Origin of the sequence: Bradyrhizobium sp. B097 (assembly GCF_038957035.1) — a bacterium.
Taxonomy (GTDB): domain Bacteria; phylum Pseudomonadota; class Alphaproteobacteria; order Rhizobiales; family Xanthobacteraceae; genus Bradyrhizobium.
The window spans coordinates 1410746-1426455 of record NZ_CP152412.1; the positions used below are offsets into that span (position 1 = coordinate 1410746).

The following is a 15710-nucleotide window of genomic DNA, read 5'->3' on the forward strand; positions in this document are numbered from 1 at the left end:
ACTGCGCCGGATCGGCGCGGGTTTGATGTTTGAAAATCCGGTAGATATCCACGGGCGCCCGCTGCCATTCCAAAAGTCGGCTGTGAGGGGCAACATTTCGCCTGCTGTACCGAGTGATCGCAGGCAAATCCTGCAGAGAGCTCGCGCGGTCAGTCGCTTCATCGCGGGCGAGTAGGCCAAAGTCGGAAATCCTGTTTCCTAATTCGCGGCTCAAGCAGGCGATGTATTCTCGCGAGCAACGCGCGACTAAAAAACGCCGGCGCTGCAATGCAACGCCACTTTGATCGTACGATCATTCGGTAAATCATTCCGTTGACCCGGTCCGAAGCGGGCGACAAGGTCGCTGTCCGTCTTCGGATGTGCGCAGTCATGCTTTCGCGTCCCTGGAATCCCCCGTCCTGCTTGGCCGAAATGGAAGGTCGATGCCCTCGCTTGAGCTTGAACACGTTCGGAGTGATCTGGTCACGAGCAAGATCTCGGCAAGCCGCCCCCCCGGTGACTGGTCCTACCTCGGCGTAGAGTTTCATGCCGACTCCTTGTTCGAGCGCCATGATGGGCCAACTTTCCTCGTAGCTGGTGGTGTCTACGGTAGCTGGCTGCTTCTGCTCCTGCTGCACCGCCAGGTCCCCTGGTACGTCATGGCGCCGGTCGCCGGTTATGTCATTCAATGGCATTTCTCCTTGCAGCACGAAGCGATCCACGGCATGCGGGGCGTGCCGAAATGGCTCCGCCGAGCACTGGTCTGGCCCCCGATCGGGATCTGGTTTCCGTTCGAGTTATATCGGCGTCTGCACTCGCAGCACCATCGCAACGGCTATCTCACCTATCCTGGTGAGGACACTGAATCGTACTATCACGATGCAGAGGATTGGGAAGACTTCGGCGATCTCTCCCGGTGGCTGCTGACGATCAACCAGACCTTCCTCGGCCGGATCTGCATCGGACCGATCTTGTGCACGCCAAGGCTTTTCATCAAGGAGATGGCGAGGCTGGTCGCTGGCGAGACCGCCAACGCTGGCATCTGGTGCCGACACCTGATCGGCGTCGTGCTCGTCCTGCTTGTGGTCGAAGCCTTCGGCGTGAGCGTTCTGCAGTATCTGGCGGTGTTTGTTTATCCCGGCCTGATGTTCGGCATGATGCGCGGCTTTGTCGAGCATCGGTGGGGTGAGCGGCCCGAGGAGCGAACCGCGGTCGTCGAGTCGAATTGGGTTTTCGGCATGCTGTTTCTGTGGAACAACCTCCACGCTGTCCATCATACCTTTCCAACACTCCAGTGGTGGAAGGTGCCCCGGGTGTGGCGGCAGCATCGCGAATACATCAAGGCGCGTAACGGAGGATTCGTATTCCGGGGGTACGGTGAGATCGCCCGGCGATGGCTGGTCAAGCCCGTATTCGTTCCAATTCACCCGCATCGCTTCGCGCCGGGCTCGGTTCGTCACCCCGACGCATCGATGCGCCAGCCCCCCGCGACGTATTGAGGTCCACCGGTATGCGCGGCCGCACTGAACCGGAGACACTGAGCGGGGCAGGTCGCATCCTGAACCTGCCGATGTACGAGCTTCCCGAGATGGCGGCCGCCAATGACGCGTTCCTGGCTGAGCTGGAGCATCGGCTCGATAGCAAGGGGGTGAGGGCGGCCGGCCGCATTGCTGGCGAGGCGACGGACACTCAGCCGCATGTTCTCTTCACGCAGGTCTGCGGCTATCCGCTGTTGAAGTATCACGGCGATGAATACCGCGTCCTGGCGACTCCGCATTATGCAATGCCCGGATGCGCAGGCTCGCATCACCGTGCCTTCGTCATGGTTCGGGCCGACGACGCCGCCGCCTCGCTCGCGGACCTGCGCGGGCGGGTGTTCGGCTGCAACAGCCTGTTCTCGAATACCGGAATGAACCTCCCCCGTCTGTCGTTTGCGCGGATCGCCGGCGGCAAGCCGTTCTTCTCCTCTGTCGTGGTGACGGGGGCTCATGTCGCAAGTCTTCAGAGGCTCGACGAGGCCACGATCGACGTCTGTTCGATCGACAGCGTGACGTGGGGATATTTTCGGCAGCTCCGGCCGACGGCCGCCACAAGATACCGGATCCTCACAGAGACGCTGCCGAGCCCGTCATTGCCGTTCGTGACGTCGGCCGCCACGACCGAGGCTGATGCCGCGGTGCTCGCAGAGACGCTGCGCGAGATGATGCGTGATCCGGGGATCAGCCATATCCGTGAGCCGCTGCGTTTGACCGACGTCTCCGCGCCGGACTTGGCCGCTTACTGGCGACTGATCGCGTACGAGGCGGAAGCGGCAGAGCTGGGTTACCCCGAATTGGCCTAGAGCTCACCGGTATCATGAGTGAGCGCCAGCCCCGATCGAACCACCGTCAACGAACCGTTCGGCGCGAGGCGCAAGTCATTTGTTAGAGGCGCCATTTTCGAAGCATTCGTCTACGCGTGGCGCAGAATTTGACATGGACAGCCGGTTGAACCGCACTACGATCGTTGGTCACTGCAATCCGTCACTTTTCAAAGAGAGGCGCACAGGTCGTCTCACGATTGACCGCTGTCGATTGGTCCGGAGGCCGTGGTGGGAGGCTCCCAAACTTGGGTGAATGTTGGCGCAGTGGTGGCCGCCCTCGCGGGCCTGTCGGCCATTGTGACCGTCAATCTTCCTGAAAAGGACGACCGCCAGATCGTGAATGTCTCCTATGATCCGACTCGCGAACTGTACCAGGCCATCAATCCCCTGTTTGACGCGGCCTATGCCCGGGAGACGGGACGCCATCTACGTGTGGTGCAATCACATGGCGGGTCTTCGCGTCAGGCGCACAAGGTGGCCAATGGCGAGCAGCCGGCCGACGTTGTGACGCTCGGGTTGGCCTCTGATATCGAGACGTTGCGCAAGCGGGGCCTTGTCGAGCCGGGTTGGGCTGATAAGTTTCCCAATCATGCGGTGCCCTATGCCTCGACCATCGTCTTCGTCGTCAGGCACGGTAATCCACATCAAATCAGGGACTGGCCGGATCTGCTCGCCCCACAGCTGGAAGTCGTGATGCCCGACCCTCGGACGTCGGGGAACGGCAAGCTCGCGTCGCTGGCGGCCTGGGCTGCGACCATCACGCGAGGCGGGACGCAGGACGATGCAGTCGCTTTCCTCCGTGCGCTGTTCCGACAGGTCCCTGTGTTTGACGAGGGCGCGAGGGGCGCAGCGTTGCGCTTTGCGAACCCAGATGGCGGCGACGTGCATCTCACCTGGGAAAACGAGGCGATCCGCGAGGTAGCCGCTTCAAACGGTGCTCTCGAGATCGTCTATCCTCCAGTCAGCATTCTCGCCGAGCCGTCCGTTGCCGTGATAAGCAATGACAGGGTGCGCAAGGCGAGCCTCGCCGATGCCCGGACCTATCTGTCGTTCCTGTTCAGCGATGCCGGGCAGGAGACGATCGCACGGCTCGGATACCGGCCCTACAAGACAGAGATCGCGCAGAAGATCGGCGTGGTCTTCCCCTCCATCAAGCTCATACCGGTCAGCTCCATCGCAAAGGACTGGAGCGACCTGCAGGACAGGTTCTTCGCGGAAGACGGCGTCGTGGAAGCCGCCTTTGCATTGCGGAACAAATGATGGGCGGGATCAGTTACGGCCCGCAGACATTGCGGCGCGACGTCATCGCCGGTCTCACCGTCGCCGCGATCTCGCTGCCGCAAGCAATGGCTTATGCGCTTCTGGCAGGCGTTGACCCCCGTTATGGCCTTTATTCCGCGATCCTGATCACAGCCGTCGCCTCGGTATTCGGATCGTCGTCGCACCTCATCAACGGTCCGACCAGTGCAATCTCGCTGGTCGTGTTCAGCGCGCTCTCGATCTTCGACGCCGATCAGAGGATCGAGGCAGCAGAGGCCATGTTCCTGCTTGCAGCCTTGGTCGGCACGATCCAGATCGCTATCGCAGTTTTGCGGCTCGGGGATCTCACGCGCTACATTTCGGAATCAGTCATTCTTGGTTTCATGAGCGCCGCCGCGCTGCTGCTGGCCTTGGCACAGATCAGCAATGCACTGGGCGTACGCGACAAGGGGACGGGTGCCCAGCACATCTTGTCTCGGCTCTGGTTGACGCTTGCGACCGGCGACACCATTAACATGAAGGCCGTAGTTGTAACGCTCGTGACGCTCGTACTGGCGGTGTCGCTTCGGCATGTCGTGCGGCGCAATCGATGGCCGCAGTTCGACATGCTGGCCGTTCTGGTGGTCGTCGCGACCGGAGCCTATTTTGCCGGCTGGACCGTGCCCGCTGGCGATGGCAAGACGGCAATCGGAATCGCCGGCGCGGTGCCCGCCGACCTGCCATCCTTCCATATTCCGAAAGTGCAGTTGAGGTGGGCGCTCGATCTTTTCTCCGACAGTGTGGCGATCGCCTTCCTGGGACTGCTGGAGGCGCTCGCCATCGCCAAGTCTATCGCCCATCAAACGCGACAGCCGTTGGACTTCAACCGGCAGTGTCTTGCCGAGGGACTTGCCAATCTGTCGGGAGGTCTTTTTCAGTGCCTACCCGGATCAGGTTCGCTGTCTCGCTCGGCGATCAATTTCCAGGCGGGAGCCGCGACGCGCTTCTCGGGTATGTTGACCGCGACGTTCGTTGCGATCGCCGTGATCGCATTCGCGCCGCTTGCGCGCTACGTGCCGAAGCCCGCGCTCGCCGCGCTCTTGTTGTTGACCGCGTCGCGCCTGGTTGACTTCAAGCGTATCTCGTACGCCCTGCGTGCGTCGCGTGTGGATGCCGGCGTCATCGTGATAACTGCTCTGTCGGCGATAGCATTCGGCCTCGATCTCGCGATCATCATCGGTGTCGTGCTGTCGATCGCGTTATTCGTGCCGCGCGCAGCGAAGATTAGGGCCGCAGAGCTCGTTGTCGACGACGACGATGTGGTGCGGGAGCGGTTGCCAGCCGAGCCTTCAAATCGCGGGTTTCTGTTCTACGATCTCGAAGGCGAACTGTTCTTCGGTGCCGGCCCGGAATTGCACAAGGTGCTCGATCTGATCTTGCACCAGGCCTCGGGCGAAAAAGCGGGGCACATCTTGTTGCGTCTCAAGCGCGTGCGCAATCCGGATGTCGTCAGCCTCGAACATTTCGAGCAGTTTCTCAAGGACGCGCGCAACGCCGGCATCGAGGTCTGGCTGGCCGGTCTTCGTCCCGATTTGCTGGCGGCATTCGACCGCCTGGGCTTCGCAGACTGGATCAAGTCCGATCACATCTTTGCGCAGGGCGCGGACGAGGACTCGGCCACACTGGCGGCCGTGAGGCAGATCAGGTCGGAGCTGCAAGAGCAGGCGGCGAACGTCCGATCGCGATTGTATTATCGCGTATGATCGCAGTTGACGCTGCGAACGTCTCAGGGCTGCGTTATCATTCGTGGATCCATCCGACGTTGCAAGGATGCCGCCATTCGAAGCGCTCGCGAAACACGATTCCTTCTATCGTCGCAGTCAACTTTGGTTTGACGTTTTATTGCGTACAAAGACGTTTTTCCTCAATATCCAAGCGTTCCTCGACGGTGCAAGGAGGTCTCTACAATGAATCTGGCGACGCTTGCGGGTCGTGCTCTTCGTGCCTTTACTCCGTCGCGAACGTGGAGGCGCGCGGCCGCGCTTGCCGTTTCCGCCGCCGTACTCGTCGCTGCCCCAGCGTTGTCCGCGCCGGCTTTACAGAACGGCGCGGTTCGTCAGCTCATCAAGGACAAACTGCCCGGAGAGCTGCCTGCGTTCTAGCGGATACGGTAGCTCCATGGCGAAGACAACGAAAGTGCGCGGTGCAACGGGCGCACGATCTGATCGACAAGACCTATCTCGGCGTACGAGGTGAGCAACATGAGCAAGGATCAGCTATTCCTTCTGAAGCCCGGATTCGAAGACCCGGCGCAGGCCGGCAAGTTCTTCGTCTGTCCGCACTGCAATGCGATCGAAGGTCTCCTCGCATCATTTCCGGGTCTGGCCACGCAGATCGAGGTTCAGCGTTTGCCGTTCGCGCGACCGCGAAGTCCGATCGTCGAAATTCTCGGTGAGTTGCATCAGTCGTTACCCGTGCTGGTTTTCGACCAAAGTGGGCCGGTGCCCGAGGACGCTGGCGTTGTCAATGGCCGGCGGTTCATCGATTCGTCAGAGCGCATCCTTCGATATCTGGCCGAACGGTACTCCTTTCCATATGTCCATCAGTGAAGTGTATCGATAATTCTGCCGTCGTGATCGGCCATGGAGGCGAAGCGCGATCGGCCTCGAAGGTGGCACACCGCCTTTACACCGTTGACCGCCAGTCGATCCACTGCGTTTTCACCGATTTGGCTGGCACGTCACTCATAAAATGCGCGGATCTCCTCGCGCTCAAACGGCTTTGCCCGCTGCCTTGTTCCGCGCACATCGTTGGGCGTGCAAGCCCTTGATTTGGCGAGCCTGGGCTACTGTGCATGGGGTTGTTTTCGCCGTTTTGGTGAGGAACCCGGTTACGCCGGGCGCTGATGTTGCGGCGGCGTATCTGACCGGCGCCGCGGCGACATTTTTCGGCGACGTTGAGCAACGCTGTTTTCATTGCTCGTCGCAAAGCGACATGAACTCTCTCTGTTTGAAGCAAACTTTGCGATCGACGCAATCGGATGCTGGACTTAGCATTTCGGACAGGAGGTCGTGCCTTGAGGAGCGCTCCGTTGAACACGACAGGTGCTCTGCGCCGTGCGGGTAAGCTGGGTATATGCGACTACAGTGCAAAGCAGGAATGCGCATCATGACGATAGACCAACATCAGCCATTCTCGCCGTCGCGGCGCGCCCTTCTCGGTCTCGCCGGCCTGGCGGGCATCGCCGCGCCATTCGGCGTCATGAGCGCCGCGCGCGCCTTTCCGGCGTTTGGTCTGGGCCAGACCGTTGATCCCCTGAGCGAAGCGCCGATCTGCCGAGTTGCTGACGCGGCTGAGGCCTCGACAGGGCCGGCTCGTCACATCCGCTTTGCCTACAATGGCACCGGCATTTGCACGGCAGCGGTGCCCGTCGCCCTGCACCGGGGCTATTTCGCACGTCACAATCTCGATGTGGAATTCCTGCAGCTTGCTGGCAGTACCGACCAGATGTTGCAGTCGCTGGCGACCGACAAGGCGGATGCCGGCTCGAGCATGCTGCTCAACTGGCTGAAGCCGCTGGAGCAAGGCATCGACGTCAAGCTGACCACCGGCCTGCACGGCGGCTGCACCCGGCTGTTCGTGCGGAAGGGGTCCGGCTTCAAGGATATCACCGATCTCAAAGGCAAGACGATCGGTGTCTCCAGCATTTCCGGGCCTCCGCGGAACTTCTTCGCCATCCTGCTGTCGGACAACGGGCTCGACCCGCAGACCGATGTGCAATGGCGTGAATTTCCGGCCGATCTGCAACTCACGGCCCTGCAGCGCGGCGAGATCCAGGCGATCGCCGACTCCGACCCGAATGCCTGGTTGACGGAGCGGCGCGCCAATGGCGATCTGGTTGAGATCGCATCAAACCTGAGTGGGGATTACGCCAACCTGTCGTGCTGCACGCTCGGCGTGCGGAGTTCGCTCTGGGCGTCGGATCCCGCCGCGGTGAAGGCGCTGACCCTCGCCATCCGCGAAGCTGCGCACCACGTTGCCGAACATCCCGATGACGCTGCCGAGATATTTTCCAAATACACCCCGAAAGTAGCGGTCGCCGATCTGGCGACGATGCTGCGCAGCCACACGCACGGCCATCATCCGGCAGGTGCAGACCTGCGTCGCGAGGTCGTGAAGATCACGAGCGATCTGAAACGTGCCACGATCATCAAGCCGAATACGGACCCGAGAAAGCTTGCCAATCGCGTCGTAGTCGACATTGACGTCTAGGCGATTTACCGGAGGAGCGCGTTGATGAGCAACGCGAGAAGCAAGGCCGCTTCGACTGTGGTGCCCGGGCCGTCGGGGATTGATGATGCCGCTTCGGCGGCGTTGCACTCCCGTTACGGCAAGGATTTTCCTCTGATCGGCGACGCCTGGAACGGGGTGCTGGATAATCTCCTTGCCCACCGCTCGGTGCGAGCCTATCGGCCGGACCCGGTGCCGCGCGGTACAGTGGAGACGCTCGTCGCGGCTGCGCAGTCGGCCTCATCGTCCTCCAACCTCCAGACCTGGAGTGTCGTGGCGGTCGAGGATGAGGCACGCAAGGCGCGCCTCGCCGAGTTCGCCGGCGGACAGAAGCATATCGTCGAGGCGCCGCTGTTCCTGGTTTGGCTGGCGGATTTGTCGCGGGCCGAGCGTCTGGCCAGGAGTGCGAACCATCCCAAGGATGGACTGCCTTACCTCGAGACGTTCATCGTGGCCGTGGTCGATGCGGCATTGGCCGCCCAGAACGCGGTTGTAGCGGCCGAAGCGCTTGGCCTCGGATCGGTCTATATCGGCGCGCTCCGCAACAGGCCGCAGGCCGTGGCCGAGGAACTGCGACTGCCGCCCCAGGCCGCGGCGGTGTTCGGCCTCTGTATTGGCTATCCTGATCCGACCCGGCCCACCCGGGTCAAGCCGCGCCTGCGCCAGGACGTAGTCATCCATCGCGAGCGCTACGCGACGGCCGGAGAGGAGGCGGGAATCGCAGCCTACGACGCCACCTTGCGCGATTTCCAGAGCACCGAGGAATTGCCTGCGACCGGGTGGACCCAAACCGTGCTCAACCGGCTTGGATCGGTCCGGTCGCTGAATGGACGGGACCGCCTCGTCGAGGAACTGCGAGGATTAGGCTTTCCACTCAAATAGGATGCAAGTGGCGCTTGCGACCTCGAGCGCACGGAGGGGCGTGCTCTAAGTTCGCTCCTGCCCCCAGCGTTGGACCGTAATCCGGGTAAGGCTTCGAAACACCACGCTCTCCACGAGGAGGCCGATCAGGATGACCGTGAGCAGTCCGGCAAAGACGCTGGCGGTCTCCAATTGAGCGCGGCTGGTGTAGATGAACCAGCCAATTCCACCGGAACGCGCGCTGACGCCGAACACCAACTCGGCTGCAATCAGCGTACGCCACGCGAACGCCCAGCCGATCCGCAAGCCCGACAAGATTTGGGGAAATGCGGCCGGTACCAAAATCTCGGCAACGAAACGGCCGCCCGACAAGCCGAGGTTACGGCCGGCCATCAGCAGCGTTGGTGGGATGGCGCGAAAGCCGGCATGGCAGGCCAGTGCAACCGGCCACAGGACCGAGTGGACAATCACGAAAACGAGGCTGGGCGTTCCAACGCCGAACCACAGCAGCGCAATTGGAAGCAGCGCGATCGCCGGCAGCGGATTGAACATCGAAGTCAGCAGGCCAAGAGCCTCGTTGCCCCAGCGTGACAGGGTAGCAAGGGCGGTGAACACTGCGGCGATGCCGACCCCCAGCGCGTAGCCTGTGACCAGAACGCGCAACGATGTCAGCGTCCGATTTGGCAACTCGCCCGACAGGATCGCCGACCAGAGTGCCGACAGCGTCGCTCCCAGCGTCGGGAGCAGCAGCGCATTGTCGAGCCAGCGCGCATAGAGCTCCCAGGCGAGCGCAAAAGCAGCAAGAATCACAAGACGCCGCCAGGGCGTTTGCTCGAACACACGGCGCAGCGCCGGTGCGTCAGAAAGCTTCGGAGCTGTAATGTCAGCCATGATCAAGTTCCGGATCGGCAAAGACGGCTTGTTGGATCCTTTGCTCCAACTCGGCGAAAGCCGTCGTGCCGCGAGTGCGGCTTCCCGGCGGAACGTCAAATGTCGCGGCCAGACGCCCCGGATGAGGTGTCAGTGCGAGGATGCGGGTCCCGACCCGGATCGCCTCGTCGATGCCATGTGTCACAAACAATGCCGTACTGCCGGTCTCTTCGCATAGTTTGAGCAACTCGTCCTGCATCTGACGTCGCGTCAGGGCATCCAGCGCGGCGAAAGGTTCATCCATCAGCAGCAGCGCCGGCTCTAGTGCGAAGGCGCGCGCGATCGCGACGCGCTGCTTCATTCCGCCCGACAAGGTGTGAGGAAAGGCATCGACGAAGTTTTTCAATCCGACCCGCTTGAGCCAATCGCGAGCCACAGCCTCCGCCTCCCGGCGGGGGAGTGATCTGCCCCGCTCCAAAGCATAACGCACATTGCCCAGCACGGTGCGCCAAGGCAGCAACTGGTCGAATTCCTGGAACACCGTCATCCGGTCGGGGCCGGGGGCTCCGATCGGTTGCCCATTCATCCGCATCTCTCCAGTGCTCGGCTTCAGAAAGCCGCCGACCGCTCGGAGCAGCGTGGACTTGCCGCAGCCCGACGGACCCAGCAGAACAAGCCGCTCGCCTGCCGAAAGAGCGAGGCTGACATCTTCGACCGCAGTCAAGATGCCGTCGCGCATCGGGTAACTGATGCTGACGCGATCCAGCGTGAGCAACGTCGGAGACGCGGCATCGCCGGCGAGGTCGACCAATCGGGGAGCGACGTTCATGTCAGCTTCCCGGTTTGTCCCCGAGCCCGGACCAGAACAAGTCCCGCCACGACGCTGGCGCCTGCTTGATCAAGCCGACCTTGGCCTCGAAATCAGCGAACTTCTGGGCGCCTTCCGGAGCGGTTGTGAAATTGACGTCCTTGTCGCGAATGATGCTCTCGACGAAGTCGGGAGCGAGCTTCGAGCCCTCGGCCTTGATATAAAGCGCGGCCGCATCTTTCGGGTTCGCCTTGATCCATTCGTTGGCGCGATCGAGACCGCGAACGAACGCCTGGATCGTCTTCGGATTGTCGTTGACGAACTTCGTGGTGGAGTAAACCACGTTGAAGGTGTGCGGACCGCCGAGGACATCGTAGCTGTTGAGGACCTGATGCACCTTGCCGCTCGCCAGCTGCTGCTGTGAGAACGGTGGTGAAGTGAAGTGCGCCGTGATCTCGGAATGTCCCGACAGGATTTGGGCGGTGGCGTCCGGATGAGGCATGCTGACGGTGAGTTCGTCGAGCTTGTCGTATTTACCGAAGGCCTTGTCGGCCGCCATCTGGAGGACGATCGGCTGGAAGCCGACCTTGACCGATGGAAGCGCGATCCGATCCTTCTCGGTGAAATCCGCAATTGTCTTGATGGCTGGGTTGTTGGTGGTCAGGATGTTGGCCATCGATCCCAGCGCTGCCACGCCGATGATCTTGGCGGTTGTCCGCGTCTTGTCCCAGGTCAGGATCATCGGCGTGATGCCTGCCGTCGCGAAATCGAGCCCACCGGAAATAAGTGCCTCGTTCATCGCCGCTGCACCGGACAGCCGAAGCCATTCGATCTTCGGCGGCGCGATGCCGAGTGCTTTCGCTTCTTGCTCGATCAGTCCCTTTTCGCTGGCGACAATGAGCGGAAGATAGGCAATCCCGAATTGCTGCGCGATGCGAAGTTGATCGGTTTCCGCGCGGACGCTATTGGCGCCGCTTGCGAGCGCGATCAACGCCAGGGCGGCAGCACGTAGAAGCATCGATGTATTCATTCTGTGGTCTTCTGAGTTTCCGTTGGTCCAAGCGGCACGTCGCGCTTTTGCAGGCCCTTTTGGCCACACTTCAGGAAATGCTGCAATTGGTCCAATGGATTGGACGAATTGCAGCGGCTCTAGGAATTTTTCGTTGCGGTGCAGTTGGCGAGATCGTTGTTCTCCAATTCGTCTGCGACGGAGAAATCAGTTCTTTGTGGTATAGCGCCCCCCTTTGATGATGGTGTCCAAGTCGCGGTCGGTATGGTGGGAGCGTCGCAATCAAAGGGCTCCTACCCAATCGGCGTTCGCCGGCGCAATTGCCAGCGTGCCGGTTGCAGCGCGTTTCGAGCGAAACGAGCCGATTGCTATTGGAAGCACGGACGCGAGAAAGTCTTTGCTACATGATCGAACTTTACAGAGCGCGTGTTGTTTTGTTCGACAACGGCTTGTCGGGAGCCGGGGTCCAACTAGGATATCGGGGACGGCAATCGAACGCGGGCACACCAGGTGACAGAAGCCTTGAATTCAGCGCGGATCATTGATCTGGACGCCTATCGATCAATGCGGCGGAGGCAGCAGCCAGCGACAGCCGCCGGACAGTGGCAAAACGCCACCTTCAGTCCTTCCCTTGGCGCGGTGCAGCTTTTCTGGCTCTGGCCGGCCTGGGTGTGGGTGCCGATGGCGGTACCGGCGACATCCGCTGCGCCCTGGGATGCTTTATGAGCGACGGTAACGTCGCTTCCTCGTTAGACGCCAACCCGCCACCCGGCGTGGAGCAGGATCTGCCCGCGGTCCTCGGACGCAATCTGCGACGGCTGCGAACGAGCCGCGGCCACTCGCTGGAGCGGTTGGCGAAGCAGTCCGGTGTCAGCCGTGCGATGCTTGGACAGATCGAGACCGGAAAGAGCGTTCCGACCATTGCGCTGCTGTGGAAGGTCGCGAACGCACTGCACGTTCCGTTCGCTAATCTGTTGCAGGCGGATGTCGCGCGAGGCCCGGTCGTACTCCGCCAAAGTGACGCCAAGCTGCTCTCATCGAGCCAAGGGCAGTTCACCTCTCGCGCGTTGTTTCCGTTCGATGGCAGCCATCAGGTCGAATTCTACGAGCTCAGAATAGGTCCGCTGCATCGCGAGAACGCCGAAGCGCATGCGCCCGGCACCCGGGAAAACCTTTTCGTGGCGAAGGGCGTCGTGGAGATCGCTACCGGCTCCGACAAGCCGCAGACATTGACGGAAGGCGACGCGATTGTCTTCGAGGCCGATGTTCCGCATGTCTACAAGAATCTGGTAGCCAGCGAGGCAGTGCTGTACCTCGTCATGACCTATGCAGACGACGCGACCTGAAACAAAAGGAGGGCCGGCAATGCCGGCCCTCTGGGAAGGCAGCGCGAGCCGGTCGAGGTCCTAGGCCTTCATCGGCATGCACATCATCATCATGCCGCCGCAGCCCATCATCATGGGCATGCCCATCTGCATCATGTTCATCATGCTCTCGCAGCACTTCATGAACATGTCCTTCATGGCCGGGTCCATTGGCATCATCTCGCAGGTCATGCCGGTGGGGGTCATGGTGCACTTCATCTGACAGGCCATCATCGGCATACCCATGCCCATCATGGGCATGTTCATCATCGGCATCATGCCGCCGGCCATCGAAGGGTTCATCATGCCGCCCATCATCATCGGCATGGGCATCATCTGCATCGCGGTGTTCATCGTCGTTCTCCACGGGTAGAGCAGGGCGTGCTCAATTTCGTCACTGTCGTAGATAGAGTGCGGTGCGATACTGGAGAATAGGGAAAGTTCCATCTCATTCGCTTTCGTCTGAGAAAATGGAAGCGGAGCGAGATGCTGCGGCGAGACGTCCAATATAACGGATTTTCATCCGACAAATTGGAGGTGCTCGGACTGAGCCGGTTGCCGCGACGCGCTTGAAGCCATCCACGCGGACAGTCTGATCCTGTCGAGAACGCGGTCGATTCGCCGCGAGGCTGCAGATGACGGCATGTGATGCTCTTTCTTGTCCCGGCGTGGTTCAGAGCAGACGCCATCCACGTTGTGTGCGACCGCGGACGAAACTCAGAGAGGCGATTTCGTTTGCATCGTCTCGACGCGTTACCCGGTTGTTGCAGAGCCTTAGGCATCTTTGAAAAGACTATCTTGCCGCCGGCGCCTAGCATGTCACGAGTTTGCAATCGTGAGTGCATGCCATGAACACGCCTCGTATCGATAGCGGTCGCGCCTCCACCGGCGTGCGTTCGCCGATCATCATCAACCAGCTTGGAACCGAAGTTCGCGCGTCGCTGATCGACCACTGGTCCCGCCCGCTGATTATCGACCATCCCGCCGAGCGTCCGGCCTGGGACATCGCACCGGAAGCCGACGTGTTGCTGACTCGTCCGGCCGCAGGCTGGAGCAAGGCGCCGACGGGGAAGCCGAGGGGGTGGCCATACGGTCTGCGCTGGATCCAGACCGCGTCGACGGGCGTCGACTTCTTTCCGGAATGGCTGCTCGATGGCCCGGTGGTTACGGTCGGGCGCGGCATCTCGGCTAACGCGATCGCATAATATGTCTTGGCGGCAATCCTCGGTTTTGCCAAGCGGATTCATGACGTGCGTCCACGCAGTCGCGCGGAGTGGAAGATCACGCCGCTCGGTTCGCTTGCCGGCAAGACGGTTGGAATTGCGGGATTCGGCGCGATTGGACACGCTGTCGCCGAGCGTTTGAAGCCGTTCGGTGTTCAGATCAAGGTGTTGCGACGCTCATCGTGGCAATTTGCTGTTCCGGGTATCCTCCCGGTCGATAGTATCGAAGCGCTGGTTGCAGCCTCCGACCATCTCGTGATCGCACTGCCGGCAACGCCGAAGACAGCGCATTTGATCAACGCTGAGGTCCTGGCGCATGCGAAGGAATCGTTGCACCTGATCAACGTGGCGCGCGGCCGGATCATCGATCAGCAAGCCCTGCTGCGTGCGCTCGACAACGGGCAACTGGCGGGCGCCACGCTCGATGTCACGGATCCAGAGCCGCCGCCGGAGGGGGATCCGATCTACCTTCACCCGAAGGTCGTTCTGACCCCGCACGTGTCCTGGACCGGCGCAGACGATATCAAGCGGCTGACCGACAAGACGCTGGTCAACCTCGACGCTTACGCGCATGGCGCGCCGTTGGCCGATGTTTTTGACAAGAAACTCGGATACTAAGCAAGGAGCCCCGAGAATGAACCAGATCGTCGAGAAGCCGAAGAAGTACTCCCTGGTCGAGCGTGTGCCGGCAGCTTCGTTCGAGGAGGAGAGGCTGCATCGCAAGCAGCGTCTCGCGGCAACCTTCCGGCTGTTTTCCCGCTATGGGTTCGACCAGGGTCTGGCCGGGCACGTCACCGTGCGTGACCCGGAGTTTCCGGATCGCTTCTGGATCAATCCGCTGTCGAAGCATTTCGGTCAGATCAAGGTCTCTGACCTCCAACTGGTGGATCATGACGGTAACATTCTGATTGGCGACAAGCCGATCAACCAGGCGGGTTTCGTGATTCATTCGGCAATCCACGCCGCGCATCCAGAGGTCATCGCGGCCGCTCATACGCACTCGACTTACGGCAAGGCATGGTCGGCGCTCGGCCGGTTGCTCGATCCGCTTACCCAGGACTCCTGCGCGTTCTATCAAGATCACGCGCTGTTCGATCCGTTCTCCGGTGTCGTGCTTGAGGCGGAAGAAGGCCGGAAGATCGCTGAGGCGCTCGGATCGAACAAGGCCGTGATCCTGCAGAACCACGGTCTGTTGACGGTCGGCCCCACGATCGAAGCCACCGCTTGGTGGTACATTGCGATGGATAATGCCGCTCGCGCGCAATTGCTCGCCGAAGCGGCCGGCACGCCGAAGCCGATCCCCCATGAGGTAGCGAAGCTGACGGCCGGTCAGGTCGGCACGCATAAGGGAGGCTATTTCAGCTTCCAGCCGCTATGGGACTGGATCACTGAGGCCGAGCCGGATCTTTTCAACTAGGGGCACAATAATCCGTACCGCCGGCACTCGCGGCAAGCTCGTGTTTGCCGCCGATGTTGAAATACCGACGAAGGGAGGAACAGTGAGTACGCGACACGCTGCCGCCGCCAAAAAGCAATTCGGACCGACCTGCGATCGTCCTTGGACGGCTGCTGAAAAGCATAAGCTCAGGGGGTTGGCGAAGAGGAATAGCCCTGTCGAGAAGATCGCTCGAAGCCTGAATCGCAGCGTCCTTGCGACGATGACGACGGCAGCCAAACTAGGTGTCCTTTTGTGCGATGTGTCGCA

Annotated in this window: 16 protein-coding genes; 12 read left to right on the top strand and 4 right to left on the bottom strand. The window is 61.2% G+C overall.

What is annotated here, in order from left to right:
- Window positions 1-422 precede the first annotated feature (422 nt).
- The 8 genes from AAFG07_RS06345 to AAFG07_RS06380 all read left to right on the top strand — a co-directional run bounded on the left by AAFG07_RS06345 (window position 423) and on the right by AAFG07_RS06380 (window position 8752).
- Window positions 423-1478 (top strand): fatty acid desaturase, encoded by a 1056-nt coding sequence (locus AAFG07_RS06345; protein ID WP_342726484.1) that lies wholly within the window; start codon window positions 423-425, stop codon window positions 1476-1478.
- A gap of 11 nt (window positions 1479-1489) precedes the next feature.
- Window positions 1490-2320: a PhnD/SsuA/transferrin family substrate-binding protein gene (locus AAFG07_RS06350; protein ID WP_342726485.1), complete on the top strand. Its 831-nt coding sequence runs from the start codon at window positions 1490-1492 to the stop codon at window positions 2318-2320.
- 288 nt (window positions 2321-2608) lie between these two features.
- Window positions 2609-3601, top strand: a complete 993-nt coding sequence (locus AAFG07_RS06355; RefSeq protein ID WP_342726486.1) for a sulfate ABC transporter substrate-binding protein — start codon at window positions 2609-2611, stop codon at window positions 3599-3601.
- Window positions 3601-5343: a SulP family inorganic anion transporter gene (locus AAFG07_RS06360; protein WP_342726487.1), complete on the top strand. Its 1743-nt coding sequence runs from the start codon at window positions 3601-3603 to the stop codon at window positions 5341-5343. Before AAFG07_RS06355 ends, AAFG07_RS06360 begins: the two co-directional genes overlap by 1 nt.
- A gap of 204 nt (window positions 5344-5547) precedes the next feature.
- Window positions 5548-5742 (top strand): hypothetical protein, encoded by a 195-nt coding sequence (locus tag AAFG07_RS06365; protein WP_342726488.1) that lies wholly within the window; start codon window positions 5548-5550, stop codon window positions 5740-5742.
- A gap of 99 nt (window positions 5743-5841) precedes the next feature.
- Window positions 5842-6189: a DUF3088 domain-containing protein gene (locus AAFG07_RS06370; protein WP_342726489.1), complete on the top strand. Its 348-nt coding sequence runs from the start codon at window positions 5842-5844 to the stop codon at window positions 6187-6189.
- 559 nt (window positions 6190-6748) lie between these two features.
- On the top strand, window positions 6749-7852 hold the full coding sequence (locus AAFG07_RS06375) for an ABC transporter substrate-binding protein (protein ID WP_342726490.1): 1104 nt from the start codon (window positions 6749-6751) through the stop codon (window positions 7850-7852).
- A 24-nt stretch (window positions 7853-7876) separates the two neighbouring features.
- A complete protein-coding gene (locus AAFG07_RS06380; RefSeq protein ID WP_342726491.1) occupies window positions 7877-8752 on the top strand; it encodes a nitroreductase family protein in 876 nt (291 codons plus the stop codon).
- A gap of 45 nt (window positions 8753-8797) precedes the next feature.
- On the opposite strand, the gene AAFG07_RS06385 is transcribed toward AAFG07_RS06380, so the two are convergent.
- From AAFG07_RS06385 to AAFG07_RS06395, 3 genes are read right to left on the bottom strand one after another with little or no spacing between them, the layout of a single operon-like run.
- Window positions 8798-9622 (bottom strand): ABC transporter permease, encoded by an 825-nt coding sequence (locus AAFG07_RS06385; RefSeq protein ID WP_342729068.1) that lies wholly within the window; start codon window positions 9620-9622, stop codon window positions 8798-8800.
- The gene (locus AAFG07_RS06390) at window positions 9615-10430 is read right to left on the bottom strand and encodes an ABC transporter ATP-binding protein (protein WP_342726492.1); all 816 of its coding nucleotides are present in this window, start codon (window positions 10428-10430) and stop codon (window positions 9615-9617) included. The genes AAFG07_RS06385 and AAFG07_RS06390 overlap by 8 nt, the downstream gene beginning before the upstream one ends.
- A gap of 1 nt (window position 10431) precedes the next feature.
- Window positions 10432-11439, bottom strand: coding sequence for an ABC transporter substrate-binding protein (locus AAFG07_RS06395; RefSeq protein WP_342726493.1), 1008 nt, complete (start codon window positions 11437-11439; stop codon window positions 10432-10434).
- Between the two features lie 581 nt (window positions 11440-12020).
- Between AAFG07_RS06395 and AAFG07_RS06400 the strand changes: the two genes are divergently transcribed.
- Window positions 12021-12764 carry an XRE family transcriptional regulator gene (locus AAFG07_RS06400; RefSeq protein WP_342726494.1) on the top strand — a complete coding sequence of 248 codons (744 nt, stop codon included), beginning with the start codon at window positions 12021-12023 and terminating at the stop codon, window positions 12762-12764.
- Between the two features lie 60 nt (window positions 12765-12824).
- Here AAFG07_RS06400 and AAFG07_RS06405 read toward each other — a convergent pair whose 3' ends face one another.
- On the bottom strand, window positions 12825-13136 hold the full coding sequence (locus AAFG07_RS06405) for a hypothetical protein (protein WP_342726495.1): 312 nt from the start codon (window positions 13134-13136) through the stop codon (window positions 12825-12827).
- A 494-nt stretch (window positions 13137-13630) separates the two neighbouring features.
- Here AAFG07_RS06405 and AAFG07_RS06410 point away from each other — a divergent pair, with 494 nt between their 5' ends.
- The 3 genes from AAFG07_RS06410 to AAFG07_RS06420 are packed head-to-tail and all read left to right on the top strand — an operon-like array spanning window position 13631 to window position 15422.
- Window positions 13631-13987 carry a hypothetical protein gene (locus AAFG07_RS06410; RefSeq protein WP_342726496.1) on the top strand — a complete coding sequence of 119 codons (357 nt, stop codon included), beginning with the start codon at window positions 13631-13633 and terminating at the stop codon, window positions 13985-13987.
- A 45-nt stretch (window positions 13988-14032) separates the two neighbouring features.
- On the top strand, window positions 14033-14623 hold the full coding sequence (locus tag AAFG07_RS06415; RefSeq protein ID WP_342726497.1) for an NAD(P)-dependent oxidoreductase: 591 nt from the start codon (window positions 14033-14035) through the stop codon (window positions 14621-14623).
- Window positions 14624-14639: 16 nt separating this feature from the next.
- Window positions 14640-15422, top strand: coding sequence for a class II aldolase/adducin family protein (locus tag AAFG07_RS06420; RefSeq protein ID WP_342726498.1), 783 nt, complete (start codon window positions 14640-14642; stop codon window positions 15420-15422).
- The last annotated feature ends 288 nt before the right edge of the window (window positions 15423-15710 follow it).